The organism is Paenibacillus sp. Z3-2 (assembly GCF_054161325.1).
This window is the reverse complement of the sequence record NZ_CP096397.1, coordinates 2,774,146-2,797,118: the sequence shown is the minus strand read 5'-3', so window position 1 is coordinate 2,797,118 and position 22,973 is coordinate 2,774,146. Positions and strand designations below refer to the sequence as shown.

Sequence of the window (22,973 nt, the reverse complement as noted above, 5' to 3'; positions counted from 1 at the left end):
TTTTAGCTCCACTTCTTCAGGTTTTTTCTGCTCTCTCCGTTCATGGTTTAATTTGACTCATCTTATATATAATTTTATTTTATAAAGAAAGCGCTATCAATTCGAGTGTACCCCGTTGACATCTGGTATCTTTGATTTACCATTTGAGATATCATCTAACTTTTCTGATCCCGATACTCTTGAGGGGTGCAGCCTGTCGCTTTTTTGAAGAAACGATAAAAATAATGCTGATCACTAAATCCAACCTTCGCAGATATTTCATGCATCTTGCAGGTCGAACCCAGAAGCAACTCTTTGCTTCGCTCCACTCTGCGGTCATGGATGTAGTCGGATATGCCTTTGCCTGTAATTCGTTTGTACCAACGCGACAGATAAGAAGGGTTAAGAGAGACTTCCTGTGCGATCCGTGTGAGTGAGAGGTCGTCCTCCAGATGATGCTTAATGTATTGATGGATCGTGATCAGAATCTGCGATTGGTCGTTCAGACGGGCATCGCTTCGTTTGGAGATCATCCATTCGTATGCTGATTGATAAAAGATGACCAGATCGGACCATGCGGTATGAATGTCAAAATGCAGCATTCGGGACAGCGATATTTCTTCCATTGCCGATTCATATAAGCCCAGTTCGTGCAGGACTTCAATGAGCACACTTGCTGCACCCGTATACGTTTTCATACGAAAGAACGGATCTTGAAGTCCCTCCTTCGCCGCCTCGGTCCATTTATGGAATGACTCTATCCATTCCCGATCCCCGGCGGTTATTCGCTGTTTGATCTGATCCAGATGCAGCGCTACAATACCCTGTTGATTCATAATGCTAGGGGTGTAAGGCAATTCATCCTGAATATTTACACGCAGGAGTTTCTCCATCCCAAGCCCGGGACTCTCATGAATCGACAGACGCAACTGTGCGATCGCCTGATTAACCCTGCTCCACTCTACCGCCTGCTCGCTGACCATGATGGATACAGACAGGTTCAGGCAGACAGCACAGGATTGCTGCACAGACTCCAATGTGCCATAGACAAAACGAAGGGTCTGTACCCAGCTATCCAGCTGACGCCCTCGTTCCCCTTGCGTATTAGATACGTGTGACGGATGCGCCTCTTGTGATTGAATAAAGCACGCGATGACCTGAGCGTCCAGATCAATCGCCTTCACCTTGGCCTTGTCCTGCAACAGCTCCTCCGCAACATTGGCAACGGCATAGCGGATTAGACTTCGATCCGCCTGGGACTGATAGTTGTTCCATTCTTCTACCCGGATGATCACTGGAATAACAAGTTGATCGGATTCAAAAGGTAGCTGCACAGCATCCAGTTCTTCTTGAAGTGAAATGATGTCTTGTCTATCCGTTCGCTTAAGCAAATCCAGCAGTAATTGACGCTGTAACTGGGGCAGCGCTCGCGGCAATTTACTGCGAAACCATGCAGCTTGGTAGCGAAAATCATTCTCTTCCGAGATCTGTGTTAACGCCCGCTCTACCGCAGCCCGAATGTGATTCATGCCCTCTGTCTTTAACAGGTAATCAACAACACAAGGATTTCGAATAGCTTGGTGCGCATAATCGAATTCGTTATGTCCTGTCAGCAAGAGAACTTTGCATCGTGGCCACCGATCCATAATCTGCTCAATCAACTGCATTCCATCCATGCCGGGCATACAGATATCGCTGAGTACAATATCAATCTTCACCGAGTTCAACCAATCAATAGCTTCATAGGCAGAGTATGCCTTGATTATCTCCATGTCCTGAAGATTTGCTTTTTGAAAGAACGCATACAGTCCGTCCAGAATAACGGGTTCATCATCGACAATAAGCATCCGCTGCATAACGCTACTCCCCCTCCCATGGAATCTTCACTATAATGCACAACCCACCGAGCTCACTTCGCTGCGCTGTAAGACCATAGGCAGCCCCGAATTTGATTCTTAATCGCTGATTCACATTCATAAGCCCGGTTATCTCTTCGTTTCCATGTTTCCGCTCTGTTTCCTCAAAGGCAGATTGCAGGTAATTCAATGTTTCGTCGGTTAACTGATCCCCATCATCCTCAATGCGAATGGACAGGTTGTCCAGGCCCTTTTGGTACGAAATCTGTAGAATACCTCCCTGGCTTCGTTTGGCTAGTGCATGCTCAAACACATTCTCTACGATCGGCTGAATCATGACTCTGGGAACGGAAATGACCCTGTACCTTGCATCCACATCCTCTAACTCCAATTGAATCCTCGAACCAAATCGGATTTTCTGAATGGAGGCATAGACCAGCGCATGGTCAATCTCAGCCCCTAACGATACCTCCGTATGAGAATCCCGAGACATATACCTGAAATATTGACCCAGGTAGTCGGTGAATTCCTGAATGAGCTCCACATTCTCCACCTCAGCCATTTGCTTGATGCTGAACAGACTGTTGTATAAAAAGTGAGGTTGAATCTGGGATTGCAGATGTTTGAGTTCCGCCTCACTTGTTCGAATCCGTGCAACATAATTCTCATCGATCAAAATATGTAGGCGCTCTATCATATGGTTGAATCGGGAGTACAAATAGCCGAATTCATCCCTTCTGGATGAAGGAATATGGACGCTTGTCTGGCCCTGCTCTGCCATCCTGAATCCTCGAATGAGCACCGCTAAGGGTTGGTGAATCGATCTGTAGATTGAAAACGAGAAGACAATAATGATCACAACCGACATGAAGGTCACCATCCATAACCATACGTTGTATTGTTTCAGCGGCGCGCTCAGAACATCCTGCGGAATAGTGGCTGTCAGCGTGAACGAGTGATCCTTATCATGTAACGAATAATAGAGATAGGGATCAGATTGGAACTTCGTAACGGACTCGGATGGTTCAGTCGAGACTGTTCGAATCGGTATTACAGGTGCTGGCTGCTCTGAAGAAGAGATCACTACATTATGCTGATCACCAAAACTCAGTGTAATGTCACTTTCACCCGTTTCCGACAGCTGCTGCAAACGGTGTTTCAGTTCTTCAGCAGACAAGCGTATCCCTAATATAAAATTGGGTGGCTCCTCATGGTTCATGTTATACGGATTACTTTTCAGGAAATAGAGATCATTATTGGAATGCGATAATTCGCCATTCAGATTCCCCATCGTCGCGAGCAGACTCTTCCACTCGATATCCTCTACGTCCCGAATCCCGTCCGCCGCACTGACTCGTTTATGCAGAGCGGGAACATAGTACACAACATCACTAATGTAGGGACTCGTCACCATGATCTGACCCAGCTTATTGTGAATGTTGTTCAGGCTGGACGTGACTTCATACCTGCTCATAATCGCGGCTCGTGTACTTAGTGTGGACATGGGTTCATCAAATGAAAATTCGGTAACCAGCGCACTCATTCGCTCCAATTCGAATTGCAGATGATTATGGTAGAAGTACAATTTGGACTCATGTGCCTTCTCCACCTCCGTCTGCATTTGTTTGGAGCTGAGTTGCGTGATCATAATGCTTATCCCGTACAAGGGCAGAATGACCAGTACAAAAGCAATCATCAGTTTGACGACAATGGATGACTCTCTCCATCTCCCCCGGATGAATCTCAATATTCCATCTCCCCTCTCCTCAATAGCAAATCAATAGCAAAAAAGGAGCCAGAAATCGGCTCCTTCCATCGATCGGTTTTCCTCCTATCGATCTTATCCCTTTACACTTCCGACGACAAGCCCATGGACGAAATACCGCTGCAGGAACGGATACACGAGTAGAATCGGAATAACGGACAAAAAGATCTGGGAAGCTTGGGTTGTTCTATCCGATACCTGACTTAAGAGCGTTGCATCCTCCAGCGTCATCATCTCGCTCTGAATCATCGTCACCTGCTGTAACATGGACTGAAGATATGTAGCAAGCGGATAGCCTTCCGGGCTCTTCATGTAGATCATGCCATCGAACCAGGCATTCCAGTGTCCCACCATGGCGAACAGCGTAATAGTGGCGATACTGGGGAGTGAAATAGGAAGGTAGATGCTGCATAGGGTGCGGAAATGTCCTGCCCCATCCATCCAGGAGGCTTCTTCAAGCTCCTTCGGTAATCCCCGGAAGAAATTAAGCATTAACAGTACATTAAAGATCGGAACAGCGCCTGGCAGAATTAGAGCCCAGATGGAATCCAACAGCCCCGCTTCCTTAACCACCAGATAACTCGGGATCAATCCTCCACTGAATAACATGGTGAATACGAAGACCCACGCGTAGAACGTTCTTGAACGGAACTTGGCAGCCTCTTTGGAGAGCGGATAAGCTACCAGAATCGTGAAGATCAGATTGGTCGTAACCCCCAGAACTACACGTAGAAGGCTCGTGCCGAATGAGTTCAGGAATTGCTGATTTTCCAGAATGTATTGATAGGAGGACAACGTGAAATCGACAGGCCAGAATGTGACGCTTCCCGCTTTTACCGCATCACTTGAACTAAATGAAATCGCTAATATATTCACAATCGGGAACAGGCATAACAAGGCAAGAATCGTCAGGATGACGTAGTTAAACCCTAGGAACCACCGATAGGCTCTTGAAGCGTGGTGCATGATTCTGCCTCCTTTCTAGAATATCCGATAATTCGCGAACCGATAGGCCAAGAAATAACCAAGTCCGATAAAAATGAAGGAAACGACGGATTTGATCAGACCCAGTGCTGTCGATACGGAATACTGTGCATCCTGCAATCCGATCCGATAGATCATCGTATCCAGAATATCTCCTGACTCATATACCAATGGATTATAGAGGTTGAATACTTGGTCAAAGCCACCGTTAAGTACATTTCCCAGACTAAGCGTTACCATCAAAATGACGATCGGGCGAATGCCTGGCAGTGTGATATGCCATGTCTGCTTCCATCTTCCCGCACCATCCATAACAGAGGCCTCATACAGAGACTTATCAATATTAGTAAGGGCAGCCAGATAGATAATGGTCCCAAATCCGAATTCTTTCCATTGGTCTGTAATGACAAGTATGTAAGGGAACCACTCATTACTGGCCAGGAATTGAATCGGGTCAATACCCACAGCTTTCAGCAACATATTAACGATCCCTGTGCTTGGAGATAACACATCCACGATGATTCCCGCCAGAATAACCCATGAGAAAAAGTGAGGCATATAGATCACCGTCTGAATCGTTCGTTTAAATCCTGTCTTGCGAACCTCGTTAAGCAATAAGGCTACAAGTACCGGAATCACCAAGCCGGACACAATTTTCATCGTCGATATAAATACCGTATTCCATACAACCTGCGAGAACCCCGGCAGATCGAACAGATACCTGAAATTGTCCAAACCCACCCAATTCATATTTTTGAATCCGGCAATGGGAGAGAAATTCTGAAAAGCAATAGACAGCCCCGCCATCGGAATGTAACCGAATACAATAATAATGAGCAGTCCAGGCAGAATCATGAGATGAAGCGGAACGTTTCGGATAAATTGTTTGTAGTTGGAACGCATAAGCTGACTCCTCCTTCAACGTTTATTATAGGAGCAGCCAGATCAACGCAATAGTGTGGGCTATTTACTTTGGGTATCTTTTGTTGACTGCTTTCCACAGTTCGACAGCATACCAAAAAAAGAAACGAATCAGTTGCAATTCGATGCTTAAACCATTAGAATGAACTCTTTTGAGATATGCATAGACATAGCCATTTTGGGTTATTCTACCAAGGTTTGCTAACTACGATATGAAACCTTATAATCCTGTGTACGTAATGTAATATTTACCTATTAAGATGTAGAGGAAACCATTATTTATTTTGATTACAATGAGGGATATTATGAAAAAACAGTTTATGGTACTTGGCCTTGGACGATTCGGTTCAAGCTTGACACACACACTCATTAAAAATGGACATGAAGTGCTCGCTGTAGACAAAAGCGAAACTCTTGTTCAGGAGATTTCAACGGTGGCAACCCATGCGGTGCAGGCAGATTGTACTGACAAATCAGTCCTTATCGAGCTTGGAGCAAGCAACTTTTCTCACGCCATTGTCGCGATCGGCGAAGATCTGCAAGCAAGTATACTGACCACTCTGTTATTGAAAGAACTTAATGTACCCAAAGTAACAGCCAAAGCCAAAAATGATAACCATGGCAGTGTGCTTAGCAAGATTGGTGCTGATCAGATCGTTTATCCTGAACGTGACATGGCCACAAGGCTGGGGAATCAGCTTAGCTCAGACAACATCATTGATTCCATTGAATTGTCTTCAGATTATAATCTGGTAGAGATCAAAGCTCCCGAAAGTATGAATCAGAAGACGCTGTTAGAACTCAACGTTCGCGCTAACTACGGCTGTACCGTGATTGCCATCAAAACTGGAAATAGTCTTAATATATCTCCAATGGCAGAAGATAGAGTCCATTCAGGAGATATGCTCTTGTTAATTGGAAGTAATGAAAACATTCGGAATCTGGAGAGTGACTATGAACAAAAGAAATAAAAAAACACCGGGAACTTCAGCTCTACATAACATTGAATTGATTGTAAACAAGCTGAAAAACAATATGAGCCCTCCTCAACTTATCATGATCATCTTCTTCGCTCTCATCTGGATCGGGGCCTTATTACTTGCACTGCCGGTATCTTCGAGTACCGGGGCATCTATTGGTTTACTTGATGCCTTGTTCACAGCAACCTCTGCTATATGTGTAAACGGGCTGATTGTTCTGGATACAGGGACTGTCTTTTCTACATTTGGACAGATCATCATCATGATTTTGATTCAGGTTGGCGGGTTGGGGTTCATGACACTAGGTGTAATGGTAGCCATAATTCTAGGGAAACGGATTGGCTTGAAACAGAGGCTTATTATTCAACAAGCCACTAATACATCCTCTGCTCAAGGTCTGGTTAAGCTATCAATGTATATTGTGCTTATAGCCTTTGCATTTGAAGCTCTGGCTACAGTGGTTCTTACATTGCGCTGGCAGAGCGATCTGGGGTGGGGACAAGCTTTCTATTATGCCATATTCCATTCCATCTCTGCCTTCAATAATGCGGGTTTCTCCCTTTGGACTGACAGCCTTACTCCATTTGTTGGCGACCCGGTTGTTAATCTTACGGTCATTACGCTCTTTGTCATTGGCGGCTTGGGTTACATTGTGGTTGTGGATGTTTTCCGCAAGCGTTCATGGAGAAAGCTCTCCCTGCATTCAAAGATTGTATTGATCGGCAGTTTTTCTCTATACTTGTTTGGATTCATCACCATCTTCTTAATCGAGAGTTGGAATCCTGCTACGTTCGCTGATTTATCTTTCGGCGAACGCATATGGGCTTCTCTATTTCAGGGTACTGCCCCTCGAAGCTCCGGATTTAATACCATTGACATTGGAAGTATGTTGGCAACATCCCAATTTTTCATTATTATCCTGATGTTCATTGGAGCTTCTTCCGGCGGAACAGGTGGAGGAATTAAAATCAATACTTTTGTTGTCCTTGTTCTTGCGACCATTCAAACATTTCGGGGTGGTGGGCAAATTCATGCTTTTGAGCGTAAAATTGCAGAAGAAACAGTGATGCGCGCACTCGCTGTTGTCTTAAGTGCCCTTGCCTTTGTACTGGGAATCTCCATTTTGTTATCCATATCCGAAGGCATTCTTGAAAATCATTTTCTGGATGTTCTGTTTGAAGCCACTTCGGCTTTTAGCACCACAGGACTATCGATGGGTCTGACAAGTGAGTTGAGTGTTGCCGGTAAAATTATAGTCACCATTACGATGTTTGCAGGACGATTGGGACCACTAACTCTGGCTTTTGCATTGGCGCAGAAGAAACGTACATCCAAAATCGGTTATGCAGAGGATCATGTCCTCATTGGTTAACATACGGACTAAGGACATGTTAATCCTATTGCGGAACAGTGATTGCTTTTATTTCAAAACAAGTTCCATAGCAAAACGCCCCCTTATCGCAAACGACAGATGTCTGCATAAGGGGGCCTTATTTATATATTTTTCTTATAGAAGATTCATAATGAGAACATTTACCGAATGAGCGGGTAAACAAACGGTCGCTGATTCACCATTCAGCTTTATCTCCTGTTCTTGGGGAACGACCTTCTCATCATTCTTCTGATTCACATTTGGAACATGCACCAAATGATCTTCTCCAGTAAGCGTGATCAGTCTGGCTGAAGCATCAATCTTCAGATCCTGAAGGCAAATTTGGGTTGATTTATCCACACCATCTGCATTCACCAGTTTCACATACACATGGTGTGCGTCCTTCGTAACGGAGTGGAATACTTCCCGGTTGTAGGCTTCCAGCTTGTAATCCAGAACCTTGCTGGTGTTGTGCCCGTCCGTATAGGAACAGATCAGGTTCTTACCTGTGTCCCCACCATAGTTAACCGTGATCGCATAATTGGTCCCATTCTCGAGTGGTTCATAGTTGGCCGCTCTCAGGTTACCTGCTGCCGAACTGGATGAATAGTCTCCTAATGTATACCCCTCAATCCCTTGTTTATACACCTTCACTCCTGTGGCATTTCCCCCGTAACTGATTGCGTATTCAATGACATCCTTGTTCTCGGGGGAAATATCCGTCAATCCAACGCCGATGTAAAAACCATCCTCACCTGAAATTCTTTCAGCTTCAACCTGCACCTTGTAGTTAGTCCATTCGTCATTCAGCAGGTACAATCCATTCAATCCACTTGATTGTGCGCTCAAGATGAGCCCTTTCCCTGCCGTTAACGTATATCCTTCCGATCCGGGAATCTGGCTCCATGCCTCGCTAAGCTCTGTACGTTCTCTGAAGTCTTCATCTAGCAGTATGGTGTCATCCACATTGGACGTGACCGTGACTCGTTTCACCACGATGTCTGCATGACCTGTTGCAATTTCGATGCCGCCACGCGGAATGAGATTCAGCGGTTTGCCTTTGCTATATGTGGAGAAAGAAGTCTCAAGCACCTGATCTCCTACATATTTTGCAAAAAGCTGCTGTACATAATAATTCGGTGTATACCACACGGTTTCATCATCAAACCAGATGCAGTCCGGCGTCCAGCGGTAGGTACCGTCCGTTAGTACTTTGTTGAACAATGGCGCATAGGCTGCCAAACGGACAACGTCTGCATTGTTCTCAAATCCGGTCATGATCGCCGCTTCTGCGACCGCTCCTGCCAGCGTATTTTTGTCCGTGGAAGCATATTCACCCACAAATACTTTGGATGTCTCTTTCCAATCGATACTTCCATCTTCATGATAAGCCCGGTCATAATAGTTGTACCGATCCACGTTATTCAGCAAATATTCGTTGGATCGGTAGTAGTGCTCATCTGCGATGGTATCCATATAATTGTCCTGGTTCTCATACCAGGTTACCGTCTCCTCAATCACCTCAGTACCATCTGCAAAAGCAACCTGAGCTGACCCGGTGAGGTTCCCGCTGAGGAATTTCCATCCTTCCTGGTACGCATCATCATCCGCCTGAGCACCAACCGTCGAGATAATGTGCAGCTCATGATCAGGATAGTTCTGTTTCATGTAGTCATCTATCGAGCTTTTGAATACTTCGAAATTGGCAAAAAATTCAGTGCCCCAGTTCTCATTACCTACACCCAGATAACGAAGATCGAACGGTTCAGGATGTCCCATCTGGCTTCGAACCGCCGCCCATTCGTTGTGTTCGAAGTCTGTACTGAGCGCAAAATCAATCAGGTCTGTGAAGTTCCGGATATAATAATCCCTTAAAGCGCCACCCGCAGGGTGAGCATAATCCGAGCGTGCCTGACATAACACACCACAAGCCATGACTGGAACCGGAGCGGCATTGAGATCTTCCGCCAGTTGGAAGTACTCCATGTAACCAAGCCCCATCGTCATCATGTAACCCCAGACATTATAATTCTCTTTGCGCAGCTCAACCGGACCCACAGAATCCTTCCAGTCATATACGTTATCCCAGATAAAAGACCCCTCCGAGATACATCCTCCCGGAAAACGCAGGAACTTCGGATGCAGATCTGCAAGTGCCTGGATTAGATCTTTTCTCAATCGATAGTTGGGATTGCCCGTGTAATTGGCATGTGCAGTAGCAGATATTCCTTCTTCTGTCGGATCAGCTCCCCATACATTCTGAGGGACCAAGGACACCATATCGATGGAGATGTCACCTGCAAAAGTAAGTACCAGCTGACCGAGCGCCGTCTCCGCGCCGTTCACAGTTAGACCATACTTCTTCCATGTGTTACTGCCTTCAATCTGCAGCGTTACCGAATCACTGATTGAAATGTCACTTCCATCCTGCAATTGAACGGTGATCGTTCCTGCCGATTCTGCTTTTGCCCATACGGTAAAATCATACGATTCACCCTGCTTGATGGACATGGCACAATGCTGGTTGGAGTCGGAGAATCCGCGATTTCGAATCGTTGCCCCATCCTGAACCGTTACATAATAAGCATTTACTTCAGGATCCTCCACGTTAAAGTGGACGTTCAGTCCATCCGTATGCTGTACGTGCATTTTCTCCGTATCGCCTGACCAGGCAAACAATGGCTCACGATTTCGACCTGTCGAACAACCACATTCTCCAGAGTCATGCGAGTACGTATCGAATGCAAAAGATTCAAATGATCGATTCTGGACGAGCTCTGCATAGATTCCACCATCTGCCGCATTGTTAATATCCTCGTAGAACAGCCCATACATGACTTCACTGATGTCAGCCACCTTCTGATCTCCATGGATGGTGACCGTATAAGGCGGGAGATGCGCTGGCACAACAGATACGTCAAAGCTTTGGCTCAGCTTACTATCACCTCTGTTCAGAAGGGCACCGAGCGTAACCTCCTGTGCCGATGTGATTGCCTGAACCTCTCCGTTCTCGGACAGAACTTCAAGATCACTGGAACTCCACTGTACCGTCACTTTACCACCCAGCAAATCTGCGGGCAGTGACACATCTTTGGTGATGATTCGGTTCGGGAAGGACAAGTACTTGTCTGCCGCTAGCTTCACAATCGCTTCATCTGTGAGTGATTCACACATGACTTCAATGACTTCATCCATGGTAAGCGCTGCTTGATAGATCCGAAAGTCGGATAACGAACCTGCAAAATCCACATCAGCTGCATACTGGGAACGTGCAATATAATTCTGGCTATAATTCTCAGGATCGGTGAAAGAGTCAAACCATTCGCGCAATTTGGCATAATTGCCACTGGACGTCTGACTGATCGAACCATCTGCCGCCTTCTCCCCGTTCACATATACAATGGGCCCCGCACTGCTCAACGTCCCTCCTTGGCTGCCTGTTACGGAGAGTGCAATATGCATCCATTCTCCACTTGCAACTCCTCGACTTGGGTGGACAACCAGATTATCACCAGCATATAACGTACCCAGGAGCTGACGTGTCAGAAATAAATACGGTCCCTTCTCTCCTTTACCAAAGTCAAAAATGCGTTCCCACACATTAGACCCCTTGCCGAGAAACACCCAAGTGGAAATCGTAATTCCTGTGTTATCGCTTACATCACGAAGCAGATCCGAAGGTAATTCCAGATAAGAAGTTCCATTCGCTCCCCCGTTGAAAGTCACCGCCGATCTACCTTTCACCTCGGATATCACAGGTAGGATCTTACCTTTGGCTATAGCATCATGTTCCTTACCGGAGCTGTCCTTCCCGATCTGAACGGTATCTTCGAACGTGTATTGTGCGATTAATTGATTTTGATATGTGCTCATGTTCTTACCTCCTATGTAGTTGTGAATTGTCGGTCCACACTTTGATTCGTATAAATATGAAATGATTGATAAATAGTTAAACACATTACTTAAACGTAATAATATCGCATCATAGATCCCAATTTCAATCCTAAATTTGAGAAAGACAACTGGTTTATATGAATGTAGTGAGCCTTATCAGCTCTTTACGTCTCTCTTTAATTATTCATTTTAATCTTATAGCGATTATATTTATGGTTTACAAACATATAAACCAATTGATAATATAACAAATGAAAGCGCTTGATATGATGAGATACTCAAAGGAGGTCTGCCGAACCTTATATCGTGTGTTGCCAAGTATCGGTTGATTTTCATTCCGGGAATAGGAAAGGGGAAACGTATGAAACGTTATTGGGTAAGCGTACTTAACATTTCTGTACTAAGCACCGCATTACTTACTGCAACAACTTTGGCGCCGGTCTCGGTGTTCGCAAATGGTTCAGGAACAACTGTGGGTAACTCGCAGACTTCCACCACATCTATCGCAAATCCTGCTCCATCATTCAAAAATGTTTCCGTTCATGACCCTTCTGTCATTAAGGTGGATGATACATTTTATATTTTTGGATCTCATCTGCAAGTGGCCAAGTCTAAAGACTTTCTGAACTGGGATCTAGTCGCCTCTGGTGTTACGGATAACAACCCTGTTGTCCCCAATGTAACCAAGGAATTCGCTGAAGCGTTGGAATGGGCGCAGACGGATACGTTATGGGCAGCAGATGTCATTCAGCTCGCGGACGGCAAATTTTATATGTACTACAATGCTTGTAAAGGGGACTCTCCCCGATCAGCGCTCGGCATTGCTGTCGCAGACAACATCGAAGGGCCATACAAGGATCAAGGTATCCTGTTGAAATCCGGCATGTGGGATCAGATCAGTGAGGATGGTACCATTTACGATGCGAACATTCATCCCAATGTCGTTGATCCTGATGTCTTTTATGATAAAAACGGTAAGCTATGGATGGTGTATGGCTCCTACTCCGGGGGGATTTTCATTCTGGAGATGGATGCGACGACAGGTATACCGCTGCCAAATCAAGGTTATGGCAAGAAGCTGACTGGAGGCAACCATAGTCGTATTGAAGCACCTTACATGCTCTATAGTCCCGAAACCGATTATTATTATCTGTATCTGTCTTACGGCGGACTTGGTGCTGATGGAGGATATAACATTCGCGTAGCCCGCTCCCAAACGCCCGATGGTCCTTTCCTCGATGCCGAAGGAAACGACATGATCAACGTTAAAGCGGACAAGGATAAACCGTTGTTTGACGATCGTTCTATCGAGCCTTTTGGGGTCAAATTATTGGGGAACTTCCTGTTCGAGAGACAGATCGGTGATCCGGGTACTGGTATAGGAACCGGCTATGTATCGCCAGGACATAACTCTGCCTACTATGATGCGGAGACCGGAAAACAATATCTCATCTTCCATACTCGCTTTCCAGGACGTGGCGAAGAGCATGAAGTCCGCGTACATGAGATGCATATGAATGCGGATGGGTGGCCTGTTGTTTCTCCGTATCGTTATGCGAATTTGGAAGCGGATACAGCACAACTGACAACACAGGATATCGCTGGCCAGTACCAATGGGTGAATCATGGGAAGGACATCACGGCGGACATCAAGCCATCCCAGACCGTTCAGTTCACGGCAGATGGGCAGATTCATGGTGCCGTGACAGGAACATGGAGTCTTGGTGCAGACAACCAGGTTCAGATCACTTCGAATAACGTTGTGTACAAAGGTATATTCACACATGAATGGAATTCGGAATTTCAAAGTACCGTTCTGACCTTTAGCGCTCTCTCCTCCTCCGGGATTGCCATCTGGGGAAGTCAAGGTGTTGAACGGAGTGATCAGGACATTGTTGAGTCGGTAAAAAAAGATCTAAGTATTGGTAGTACAGATCATGTGTTCTTCAATCTGTCTCTGCCTACAAAGGGAACAAGTGATGCAGACATTACGTGGAAAAGCTCTAACACGTCGGCTCTATCCGCTACAGGTGTAGTGCAGCGACCACGCGCTGGTAAAGGCGATGCCAAAGTGAAATTAACCGCCACCATTCGTAAAGGAACTGCGGTAAGCTCCAAAACGTTCAATGTTATCATTCCACAGCAAGCGGTCAGCCCATTGCTTGGAGAGTATACTTTTGAACACAAGAAACTTGCCAAAGTCGCTCAGGATTACAGCAAAAACGAATATCATGGACAAGCTTTTAACGTGGCCAGCTCTACTGATGTAGGTAAAAATCAGGCTGCCACATTCAATGGGACAGACAGTTTCATCCAGTTACCTGGAATCGTTACGGATGCAACAGACTACACGTTTAGCGCCTGGGTCAATTGGGATGGCGGCGAGTCCTGGCAACGTATTTTCGACTTCGGAAATGGCTTGACGAGGCATATGTTCCTCACGCCCTCCCAGCATAATGGCGCATTCCAATTCACCATTCATAATGAAGGACGGGATCAAAGCCTGATTGCTGCAGATCCACTGCCTTCCAAAGAGTGGGTTCATGTTGCTGTAACCCTTCAGGGTGATGTGGGCACTCTATATGTGAATGGCACATCGGTCGCAAGCAGCTCCGAGATCACCTTTAACCCGAAAGATCTGCATGTGACAGAAGCTTATGTGGGCAAGAGTCGTTATGCGTCTGATCCGTTCTACAAGGGCAGTCTGGATAACGTGAGAGTGTATGATAAAGCATTAACAGCCAAGGAAATCCAGCGTCAGGCCAAAGAAAAGCCTTAACTCAGAGTCCGCTATCGCAAGCGGTTGGGCTCCATAGTGCACACATTAATAAAGCAGCCAATGTTTTGAACTGAACCCTTTGTTAGACATGACTATCAAGGAGTTGAAGTTCATTACATCAGGCTGCTTTATTGTCATTCCATTCATTTTTCAATCCACATTCAGCACTTAAAGAAGATTCCACATCCATCTCATCATGTACATCTCAAACCGGCGTCCTTCTTCAACAGTGACATACGCACTTATCATACATTTCTATTCGGGTATACCCTGCAAAATCCATGTCCAACTGATCGTATTTTCCTTGCTGCTCACCTTCATCGGCATTAGTGCCAATATGACCCGGGCGTTCGGTGGTCTGTTATTCCAGAGCTTTCTATTGAGATACGAGCGTCCTGTTAATATCGTCATGGGTATGTTGTTAATTTACAGTGCACTATCGATCCTATTGTAAAATGCAATAGAAAAAGCGTCCACTCATTCGATGAGCTGAACGCTTTTATTTTTATCCTAATTCCGGTCTCCACCACGGATGTATAGGGTAATCCTCCGTATGAAGAACAACCTTCTCGCCGATTTTGGGTGTTGCAATCTTGACTTTCAAGGCCTGTGCAGCCTTCGTGATTCGTTCGACCGGTTCATTCCAGGCATGATAAGCGAGCGTAAATGCGGCCCAATGAATCGGGATGAGCAACTTACCACCTACATCCAAGTGTGCTTGTACCGTTTCTTCCGGCATCATGTGAATGTTGGACCAACGCTCGTCATATTGCCCACATTCCATCAAAGTCAGGTCAAATGGACCGTATTTACTTCCGATCTCCTTGAAATGAGGACCATATCCGCTATCTCCACTAAAGAATACCTTCGTATGTTGTCCAGCGATAACCCACGAACACCATAAAGTAGAATTACGGTCGAATAATCCTCTACCCGAGAAATGGCGCGCTGGTGTGCAAGCGAATATCAAACCTTTGAATGATAACTCATCCCACCAGTTATGCTCAGTAATCTGTTCTGAAGGCACACCCAGTTGAATCAGTCGACGACGGACGCCAAGTGGCACGATAAATCGCTTTGTTTTATCCTTCAATCTGCGGATGGATTCATAGTCCAGATGATCATAATGGTCATGCGATATAATGATTGCATCGAGCGTTGGGAAATCCTCCGGTTGAATTGGTAGATTGGTGCTGTAACGTTTGGTACCCACCCAGGATACGGGGGATGGACGATTGCCCAGCATCGGATCAAAGAGCAATCTGTGACCTTCAATTTCAAGCAAAAAGGCCGAATGGCCGAACCATGTAACCTGTGGATTATCGGACGCATGAAAGGTTTCAGCAGGTTCACATATCTCGATAGGCATCATGCCCGATGGCCTCCGCTCTACATTGCCACGCATGGAATCTCTCAAGATACTGATCAGGGACTTGAAGCTCATACCGGCTGATGTCGGGATCTGGTTTTCGTATTTTGCCATTGTGCATACCTTCTGTTCTATATAATCAATCTGTGACTCAACTTTTGGATAAGAACTATTCATATCGTAGCTTTAGTTTAATACATTGGCTGTTGATATTCAATTTTCGGTAGAATTCAACTATCCCCGCATGATCGAAAGTAGATTCAATTAAGATAGAATTAAGACTCTGTTTTCTCTCGTATAAGATTGGGCATATATGATAGAGAAAATACATGGAGAGTATGTGAGAGAACATGAAGAAATGGCGTAAAAGATTAGTTAAATTTTTGATATTCGACCTGGCGGTAGTTCTGTTGCTTCTGGGTACTGGCGTGATTTACCAACAAGTGGGTTTAAGGCAGGATGCCAAAATACTCGTACCCCCTGGAAAACTGTACAACGTACATGGTGACAATATGCATTTATATACCGGTGGAGAAGGCGATGTAACGGTAGTACTTGCCTCCGGCTGGGGTACCGCTAATCCTTATGTAGATTATTATCCATTATATGGAAAGCTTGCTCCCAACACAAAATTCGCTGTATATGACCGGTTTGGATACGGATATAGTGATCGTACCGATAAGAAACGAGATGTCGATACCGTAGCTGACGAATTGCATGAGTTATTAGAGGTGTCCGGACAAAAACCACCTTATGTTCTGGTCGGTCATTCCCTCGGCTCGTTGGAAACCATCCGTTTCGCACAGAAATACCCGGATCTTGTCAAAGGTATCGTCATGATCGATGGCGGAAGCCCCGAATATTATTCCAATGACGATGATACCTTGGCGGATACAATTGGTGGGTTGGCAAACAAGTTACGTATTCAATCTGGACTATTTCGCCTTTCCATGCAATCTGACTTGGTTGTCGAGACTTCCAATGCCAATCGAAATGAACTGAAACTTGTACCCGACGATCTGAAAAAGTTGGATACAACTGCGCTCTTGCACAACTATGGCAATGCCAACACGTTGGATGAGTTACGTGAAATAGCAGCCAATGCCAAAGTGGTCGTGGATCACAAGCAAACGTTACCGTTTCCTCTCACCATACTGACCGCTGATTACCTTGGTGCCAGTGAACCCAATTGGGACAAAACTCAAGTTGAATTTAAGTCCTGGTCGGATGAATCCAAGCAAATCACACTCAAAGATACGGATCATTACATCCATCAATATCGCCCGGATCTTGTAGCCGATGAAATATTGGCCCTGGTGAAGAAGTAACTTACACTTAACTAAGGTAGGGATACTCTATATTGCGAAAGAAACCCCAAAGATTCTCCAATCTTTGGGGTTTTGGCTGTGAACATTATTGTGCTAACGCCAGTCTTGGTTGCTGGGATCTGAAATCATTGAAGGCTTGTTCGATCTCAGATGACGTGAGCTGGTGACGGTAAAAGTACTGCTGCATCGCGTCCATCTCGTCTCGATCCCCATTGTAGATGTTTTCAATTCTCTGAATTACTTCCTTATACAGACTCTCCCGCCTGGACCTTACAGGTTCACACAACCAAAAGTCCGTTCTTTTCACATCTCCTGTCTCCGTCCAGAGCAAATTCTCATATCGGATGACATCCCAGTCCCAATATCCAGCATGAATCTGCTGAAGTTCCGTTGTTAATATATCGTATATTAAGTGGTGAGGAACGTGTCCATACTTCGCACGGTATTGTTTCAGACTGAATGCTTCAATCCATTCGGTCAGCGTGTACTCCCCTGGTGAATACGCATACAATTTGGGTGCATACGTATTGCCTTGCAATGACCGGAGAGCTTCACTTTCCATTTCTCCATCCAATCTTGCACGTGAAGCATATACCTTGAGACAGTAATCTTGCAATCTATATACAACCGAGCTATTACTGATAAGCGAAGCCTGTAGAGTCAGGTGGCCATTTTTTTCGTAGTGCAACAGCATCTTTTCAATGTTATCGCCAATGGGATTAATGATGATCATAACGATGTCTCCTTGCGTAAAGATAAAATATAAACCGTTTTCGAAATGGTTAAAAATTGCACTAATACATTCTATATTACCCTTTTATATTAATATGAACATATACAATCTTGCCGGAACATGAAGTATTTGCTCTGAAAATTATTCTTTTGAACCACCATCGTCCGGCTATATTCTTACTCTAATTGCTGAAACCCGTTTCACGTCAAGTCAAAAGAAAGACAATATCTAAAAACAAAAAAAACGATGGGTTCCTAAACTAGGAACCCATCGCTCTTATATCATATCAGGTTATTCATGTTAGTTAATGGATTAATGCATAGGACCTTGTTGTCCTGACGTTGATCCGACTTTGACCCGTTTCACGAAGAGTGAAGTAATCAGACCGATAATCGACAGTACTAATGCGAATACAAATGCATTCTGTACACCTGACGTGAAACCTGCCAGCTGATTCTCAGGACTTTCCGGATTCGCCACTCCGCTCAAAAAGCGGGATTGTCCTGCGCTCAGTATACTTACTGCAACAGCCGTACCTATCGCTCCGGAAACCTGTTGCAACGTATTCATGATGGCAGTACCGTGAGGATAGTACTCACGTGGCAATTGGTTCAGACCATTCGTCTGTGCAGGCATCATAATCATCGAGATTCCGACCATCATGAACACATGCAGTGTAATAATTTTGGCCAGGGTCGTTGTTGGTGTAATTCCAGTGTACATGAAGAGTACAACCGTCACGACAGCCAGACCAATAATCACAAGCCACTTCGGACCAAACTTATCAAACAGTCGACCCATCACCGGAGACAGTAAACCGTTGAGCAAACTGCCCGGCAATAGAACCAGTCCGGCAGTTAACGCTGTAACGGCCATACCTTGTTGCAGATACATTGGCAGGATCAACATGGATGACAACATCATCATCATACAGATGAAGATCAGGATCAGACCAATCGTAAACATCGGATATTTGAACACTCGCAGATCCATCATTGGCTGTTTCATTCTCAGCTGACGGATGCTGAATAACAACAAGGACAGTGCGCCAATGACGATCGTGGAGATAACAACCGGACTTGTCCAGCCACCGCCAGTTTCTCCATGTCCTCCTGCACTACTGAAGCCATATACGATACCGCCAAAGCCTACTGTAGATAGAATGATGGAGAATACATCAATTTTGGGCTTGGTCAATTTCGAAATATTCGGTAAGAACAGCAACCCGCATACCAGTGAGATCAGGAAGAACGGCAAGGAAATCCAGAAGATCCAGTGCCAGCTCAGATTAGCCAGAATCAGACCGGAGATACTCGGACCGCTTGCTGGTGCAAACATGATAACCAAACCGATCAATCCCATGGCCGCGCCACGTTTTTCAATCGGGAAAATAACCAATATGGTGTTAAACATCAGTGGCAACAATAGCGCTGTACCTATCGCCTGCAATACCCGTGCCACCAACAGAATTTCGAAACTAGGTGCAAGTGCAGCAACAAACGTTCCTGCAATCGAGAAAATCAAGGATGTTGTAAACAGCTGTCTTGTGCTAAACCATTGCAACAGCATACCGGATACCGGTACCAGGATTCCCAACACAAGCAAGTAACCTGTGGTTAACCATTGAATCGTTGTAGGACCTACTTCCAGTAGAGTCATAAGTGGCGTCAATGCCACATTTAATGCCGTTTCTCCAAACAGGCCAATAAAGCCGCTCAGCAGCATGGCGAACAAAATCGGAAATACCTTGTATTGCTTTGTTTCTTCTTGATTCTGTACAGAATCAGCCTTCATGGAAACCTCCACGATCCCATCCTCCTCAAACGTATCGAACTTTCTTTTTCTCTTGGTATAACTTATTGAATCTGTCTGGCATTTTTCGCCACAACCGACAAATAATCAGCAGCCGTCAGCAGAGGCTGTTTATCCTGATTCGTCAGGCTGATAATCAGTGCTCCCTCCATCAAGGAAATGACCAGAAGTGATGTCTCCCGCGCCTTCTCTTCACCAATACCATCCATAATCAGATGTTTCGTAATGATATCCTGCCAACCTGCAAATACACCCTGACAGGCAATGCGTAGCTGATGGCTGATACAGGATGTCTCCACGGCCGCCCAGAAGCTGAATGGAAGGAATCCGGTAAAACCAGCTGCTTCCGTTTCATGAGCCATATCGTGTATGAATCGCTGAATACCATCTGCTGTATTGTCATGAGCTGCGAAGGTTTCTTCAAACTTTTGCAGGATATGTTCATTGGCTTTTTGAATACACTCGTGCGCGAGCTCTTCCTTGCCTTGCGGGAAATAATGATACAACGACCCTTTCGGCGTACTACTCTCCTTGATGATCTGATTCAGACCGGTCGCATGATATCCTTGTGAAAAAAACAGTCTCGCTGCTGTGCTGACAATGGACTCTCTAGCATTAGACTTTTCACTCAACGAAAGCCACTTCCTTCAAATAATTATAACAATCGGTCTATATAATTAAACTCGTTCAGATAAGGACTGTCAATCATTTTTATTTCAAATTTTAATGTAAACGCCATCATCTTTCTCATATACCAGAGTCTGTATCTATGAGCATATTTTCTATTTTCAGACATGGGCTCTTTTTGCATCGCTTCATTAATAGAGTGCCAATCCACATGAACCTGTAGTGAAAATAAACAGGAGATTGCATAAACAATCCCCTGTAGAACCTGATCGTCTTGTTTTCTTACCAAACTAGTGAATGTTCTGTGCATTCCATGCTTCCACATTCAATTCATGATTCATGCTTACCGCAGACAACGCCCCCAGAGAAGCAGCCGTAATTGCCTGATACAACTCGGATGCTGCATCACCGGCACTGAATATCCCCGGAACGGACGTTTTGCCAGATTCATCGACGATAACCGTCCCTGAATCCGTTATTTCACAACCGATGGCCTTCGGTAGTTCTGATCCGGTAAACAGTTTGGGTTGGAAGAAGATACCTGTACACGGAATCGTTGTACCGTCTTTCAGTACCACTTGCTTTACCATTCCGTCTTCTGAGTCAATAGATTGAACCGGTGCATCGAATACAGTAACATTATGCTGCTTCAGTTCTTCACGCTGCTCATCGGTTAACGAATCTGTTCCATTCGTACAGATCGTATAGCGTTCTGTCCAACCAGATATGACTTTTGCCATATGTAATGCCTTATCACCATTAACGATAATGACCAGCGACTGGTCTCTTAGTTCCCATCCATCACAATATGGACACACAAAAGCACTTTTACCGTACACCTCTGTTAACCCGTTGATATCCAAGGGCAGATCTTTCTTACCCACCGCAAACAAAATCTTTTTCGTACGATAACTTGCCCCCTGTGCAGTCGTGATTCGAAAATCACCATCGCTACCTGTTATCGCTGTCGCCGTATCGGATGCAAATTGAACTGAGGGATACGCTGCAATCTGTTCTTTCGCTGCTTTGCGGAATTCACGTGGACTGGCCCCATCTCTTGTCACAAACCCATGAGTCTCCCTTGTAACCCAGTTTCGAGGTGTCTCATCGTCAATGACCAGCACGTTCTTCCGGGCTCTGCCAAGTACAAGTGCTGCATTCAGCCCCGCTGGTCCTCCGCCAATAATAAGTACATCCAAGAGTTGATTCATATTAATCATATTATACACCCTTTCCAGACATTTAATATCTCTAATTAAAAATAACCTCCGCTTTCTCTAAGAAAAGTAATATCGGAGATTTACAAGAATACATTTAAACAACACTATTAAAGATATCTTATATCTACAATAAACAAAACCTGAGCATTTTGCAAGACATTCTTTATCGGTTCTCTTCAATACAATGTATAGCCGCATTTTTCGATTCCCTCCCGTAACACAGAAATAATTATTTAACAATTAAAAAAAACCTTGTTTTTAAATTGTTCACAATCAAATGACATTATTTTAAATACTAAAACGTTAATTAAATCACATAGTGTATTGAATGGTATAATAGCAACATAATATATAAGTATAGATATAGGAAGTGAGTTCTTGAAAACATTGAATAATGGTTCACAGACCAATATCAGCCTGGAGTATAGCTCGATTCCGAAAGTTTTCTTCGATACGATCAAAATCGGAATCATCAAGTCCAACCTGATCGCCATGTTTGCGGGTTTAAGTTTGGCTTTATATGTATTTGATGCTTCAATCTTAGCTAATATTGTACCGATCATCCTTTCCTTTATTGGTTCTTCCCTCATTATTGGAGCTGCAGGGGTGTTTAACAATCTGTATGATCGTGATATTGATGCGATCATGGAACGCACGAAGAAACGTCCTACCGTTACGGGACGCGTAGATACCAAGTCGGGTCTAATTCTCGGTATTGCAATTACCATTATTGGGGGCATCATGCTGTACATCGCTTCCCCATCCGCTGCTGTATTTGGTATTTTGGGACTGTTGCTTTACGTGTTCCCTTACACGATGTGGACCAAACGGACAACGATCTACAACACGGAAGTGGGAAGTCTCTCAGGTGCTGTGCCTCCGCTAATCGGTTGGGCAGCCATTTCACCGGAACTAGGTCATTTTGAGATCTGGGCATTGGTCGTTACGATGCTATTATGGCAAATGCCTCACTTTTACGGGATTGCGATTCGTCGTTTTGACGAATACAAGGCTGCTGGGGTTCCCATGCTACCTGTCGTTAAAGGCATTAGACGGACATACATTCAGACGAATGTGTATCTGGTACTGTTATTGATCTCCAGCTTTTTATTCTGGCCGATGAGCCCATTTGTCGCTATTGTGGCATTTTTGGTTAGCTTGGCTTGGCTCATTCTTAGTGTGGCTACCTTCGATCGGAAAGAAACCGAGAAATGGTCCAAACGGATGTTTATCTTCTCCATTAACCATATCACTATCATCTTCCTGGTCATCATTGCGTATTCGTTGATTGCTCAAATGATGAGATAAAGATATTCAATCGTTGCACTAGTTATCCGAAAAAAGCCTTACAGAC

At 44.8% G+C, this 22,973-nt stretch carries 15 protein-coding genes; 5 read left to right on the top strand and 10 right to left on the bottom strand.

The window, feature by feature from the left end; genetic code table 11:
- Window positions 1–155: 155 nt before the first annotated feature.
- The 4 genes from M1D71_RS12585 to M1D71_RS12570 form a co-directional block, all read right to left on the bottom strand.
- Window positions 156–1,835, bottom strand: a complete 1,680-nt coding sequence (locus tag M1D71_RS12585; protein WP_458126717.1) for a response regulator transcription factor — start codon at window positions 1,833–1,835, stop codon at window positions 156–158.
- A gap of 4 nt (window positions 1,836–1,839) precedes the next feature.
- On the bottom strand, window positions 1,840–3,582 hold the full coding sequence (locus tag M1D71_RS12580) for a sensor histidine kinase (RefSeq protein ID WP_458126716.1): 1,743 nt from the start codon (window positions 3,580–3,582) through the stop codon (window positions 1,840–1,842).
- Between the two features lie 93 nt (window positions 3,583–3,675).
- Window positions 3,676–4,566: a carbohydrate ABC transporter permease gene (locus M1D71_RS12575; protein WP_458126715.1), complete on the bottom strand. Its 891-nt coding sequence runs from the start codon at window positions 4,564–4,566 to the stop codon at window positions 3,676–3,678.
- 15 nt (window positions 4,567–4,581) lie between these two features.
- Window positions 4,582–5,487 carry an ABC transporter permease gene (locus M1D71_RS12570; RefSeq protein ID WP_047842804.1) on the bottom strand — a complete coding sequence of 302 codons (906 nt, stop codon included), beginning with the start codon at window positions 5,485–5,487 and terminating at the stop codon, window positions 4,582–4,584.
- A 323-nt stretch (window positions 5,488–5,810) separates the two neighbouring features.
- Here M1D71_RS12570 and M1D71_RS12565 point away from each other — a divergent pair, with 323 nt between their 5' ends.
- Both M1D71_RS12565 and M1D71_RS12560 read left to right on the top strand, forming a co-directional pair.
- On the top strand, window positions 5,811–6,476 hold the full coding sequence (locus M1D71_RS12565; RefSeq protein ID WP_458126714.1) for a potassium channel family protein: 666 nt from the start codon (window positions 5,811–5,813) through the stop codon (window positions 6,474–6,476).
- The gene (locus M1D71_RS12560) at window positions 6,460–7,857 is read left to right on the top strand and encodes a TrkH family potassium uptake protein (protein WP_458126713.1); all 1,398 of its coding nucleotides are present in this window, start codon (window positions 6,460–6,462) and stop codon (window positions 7,855–7,857) included. The genes M1D71_RS12565 and M1D71_RS12560 overlap by 17 nt, the downstream gene beginning before the upstream one ends.
- A gap of 135 nt (window positions 7,858–7,992) precedes the next feature.
- On the opposite strand, the gene M1D71_RS12555 is transcribed toward M1D71_RS12560, so the two are convergent.
- On the bottom strand, window positions 7,993–11,730 hold the full coding sequence (locus M1D71_RS12555; protein ID WP_458126712.1) for an alpha-L-arabinofuranosidase C-terminal domain-containing protein: 3,738 nt from the start codon (window positions 11,728–11,730) through the stop codon (window positions 7,993–7,995).
- 382 nt (window positions 11,731–12,112) lie between these two features.
- Between M1D71_RS12555 and M1D71_RS12550 the strand changes: the two genes are divergently transcribed.
- Window positions 12,113–14,530, top strand: a complete 2,418-nt coding sequence (locus M1D71_RS12550; protein ID WP_458126711.1) for a family 43 glycosylhydrolase — start codon at window positions 12,113–12,115, stop codon at window positions 14,528–14,530.
- Between the two features lie 505 nt (window positions 14,531–15,035).
- Here the strand turns inward: M1D71_RS12550 and M1D71_RS12545 are convergent.
- Window positions 15,036–16,013 (bottom strand): MBL fold metallo-hydrolase, encoded by a 978-nt coding sequence (locus M1D71_RS12545; protein WP_458126710.1) that lies wholly within the window; start codon window positions 16,011–16,013, stop codon window positions 15,036–15,038.
- Between the two features lie 236 nt (window positions 16,014–16,249).
- Here M1D71_RS12545 and M1D71_RS12540 point away from each other — a divergent pair, with 236 nt between their 5' ends.
- Window positions 16,250–17,227: an alpha/beta fold hydrolase gene (locus M1D71_RS12540; RefSeq protein WP_458126709.1), complete on the top strand. Its 978-nt coding sequence runs from the start codon at window positions 16,250–16,252 to the stop codon at window positions 17,225–17,227.
- 85 nt (window positions 17,228–17,312) lie between these two features.
- Here the strand turns inward: M1D71_RS12540 and M1D71_RS12535 are convergent, their stop codons facing one another.
- The 4 genes from M1D71_RS12535 to M1D71_RS12520 form a co-directional block, all read right to left on the bottom strand.
- Window positions 17,313–17,960 (bottom strand): hypothetical protein, encoded by a 648-nt coding sequence (locus tag M1D71_RS12535; protein WP_458126708.1) that lies wholly within the window; start codon window positions 17,958–17,960, stop codon window positions 17,313–17,315.
- A 312-nt stretch (window positions 17,961–18,272) separates the two neighbouring features.
- Window positions 18,273–19,754 (bottom strand): DHA2 family efflux MFS transporter permease subunit, encoded by a 1,482-nt coding sequence (locus M1D71_RS12530; RefSeq protein WP_458127229.1) that lies wholly within the window; start codon window positions 19,752–19,754, stop codon window positions 18,273–18,275.
- Between the two features lie 62 nt (window positions 19,755–19,816).
- Window positions 19,817–20,404 (bottom strand): TetR/AcrR family transcriptional regulator, encoded by a 588-nt coding sequence (locus tag M1D71_RS12525; protein ID WP_458126707.1) that lies wholly within the window; start codon window positions 20,402–20,404, stop codon window positions 19,817–19,819.
- Between the two features lie 285 nt (window positions 20,405–20,689).
- Window positions 20,690–21,610, bottom strand: a complete 921-nt coding sequence (locus M1D71_RS12520) for an NAD(P)/FAD-dependent oxidoreductase (protein WP_458127228.1) — start codon at window positions 21,608–21,610, stop codon at window positions 20,690–20,692.
- Window positions 21,611–21,997: 387 nt separating this feature from the next.
- Between M1D71_RS12520 and cyoE the strand changes: the two genes are divergently transcribed.
- On the top strand, window positions 21,998–22,927 hold the full coding sequence (cyoE, locus tag M1D71_RS12515) for a heme o synthase (RefSeq protein WP_458126706.1): 930 nt from the start codon (window positions 21,998–22,000) through the stop codon (window positions 22,925–22,927).
- Window positions 22,928–22,973 lie beyond the last annotated feature (46 nt).

What these genes read in the sequence shown, in the direction of transcription:
- M1D71_RS12585 (WP_458126717.1), bottom strand. Translation starts at nt 1,835, where the DNA reads ATGCAGCGGATGCTTATTGTCGATGATGAACCCGTTATTCTGGACGGA.
- M1D71_RS12575 (WP_458126715.1), bottom strand. Translation starts at nt 4,566, where the DNA reads ATGCACCACGCTTCAAGAGCCTATCGGTGGTTCCTAGGGTTTAACTAC.
- M1D71_RS12570 (WP_047842804.1), bottom strand. Translation starts at nt 5,487, where the DNA reads ATGCGTTCCAACTACAAACAATTTATCCGAAACGTTCCGCTTCATCTC.
- M1D71_RS12565 (WP_458126714.1), top strand. Translation starts at nt 5,811, where the DNA reads ATGAAAAAACAGTTTATGGTACTTGGCCTTGGACGATTCGGTTCAAGC.
- M1D71_RS12560 (WP_458126713.1), top strand. Translation starts at nt 6,460, where the DNA reads ATGAACAAAAGAAATAAAAAAACACCGGGAACTTCAGCTCTACATAAC.
- M1D71_RS12555 (WP_458126712.1), bottom strand. Translation starts at nt 11,730, where the DNA reads ATGAGCACATATCAAAATCAATTAATCGCACAATACACGTTCGAAGAT.
- M1D71_RS12550 (WP_458126711.1), top strand. Translation starts at nt 12,113, where the DNA reads ATGAAACGTTATTGGGTAAGCGTACTTAACATTTCTGTACTAAGCACC.
- M1D71_RS12545 (WP_458126710.1), bottom strand. Translation starts at nt 16,013, where the DNA reads ATGGCAAAATACGAAAACCAGATCCCGACATCAGCCGGTATGAGCTTC.
- M1D71_RS12540 (WP_458126709.1), top strand. Translation starts at nt 16,250, where the DNA reads ATGAAGAAATGGCGTAAAAGATTAGTTAAATTTTTGATATTCGACCTG.
- M1D71_RS12535 (WP_458126708.1), bottom strand. Translation starts at nt 17,960, where the DNA reads ATGATCATCATTAATCCCATTGGCGATAACATTGAAAAGATGCTGTTG.
- M1D71_RS12530 (WP_458127229.1), bottom strand. Translation starts at nt 19,754, where the DNA reads ATGAAGGCTGATTCTGTACAGAATCAAGAAGAAACAAAGCAATACAAG.
- M1D71_RS12520 (WP_458127228.1), bottom strand. Translation starts at nt 21,610, where the DNA reads ATGAATCAACTCTTGGATGTACTTATTATTGGCGGAGGACCAGCGGGG.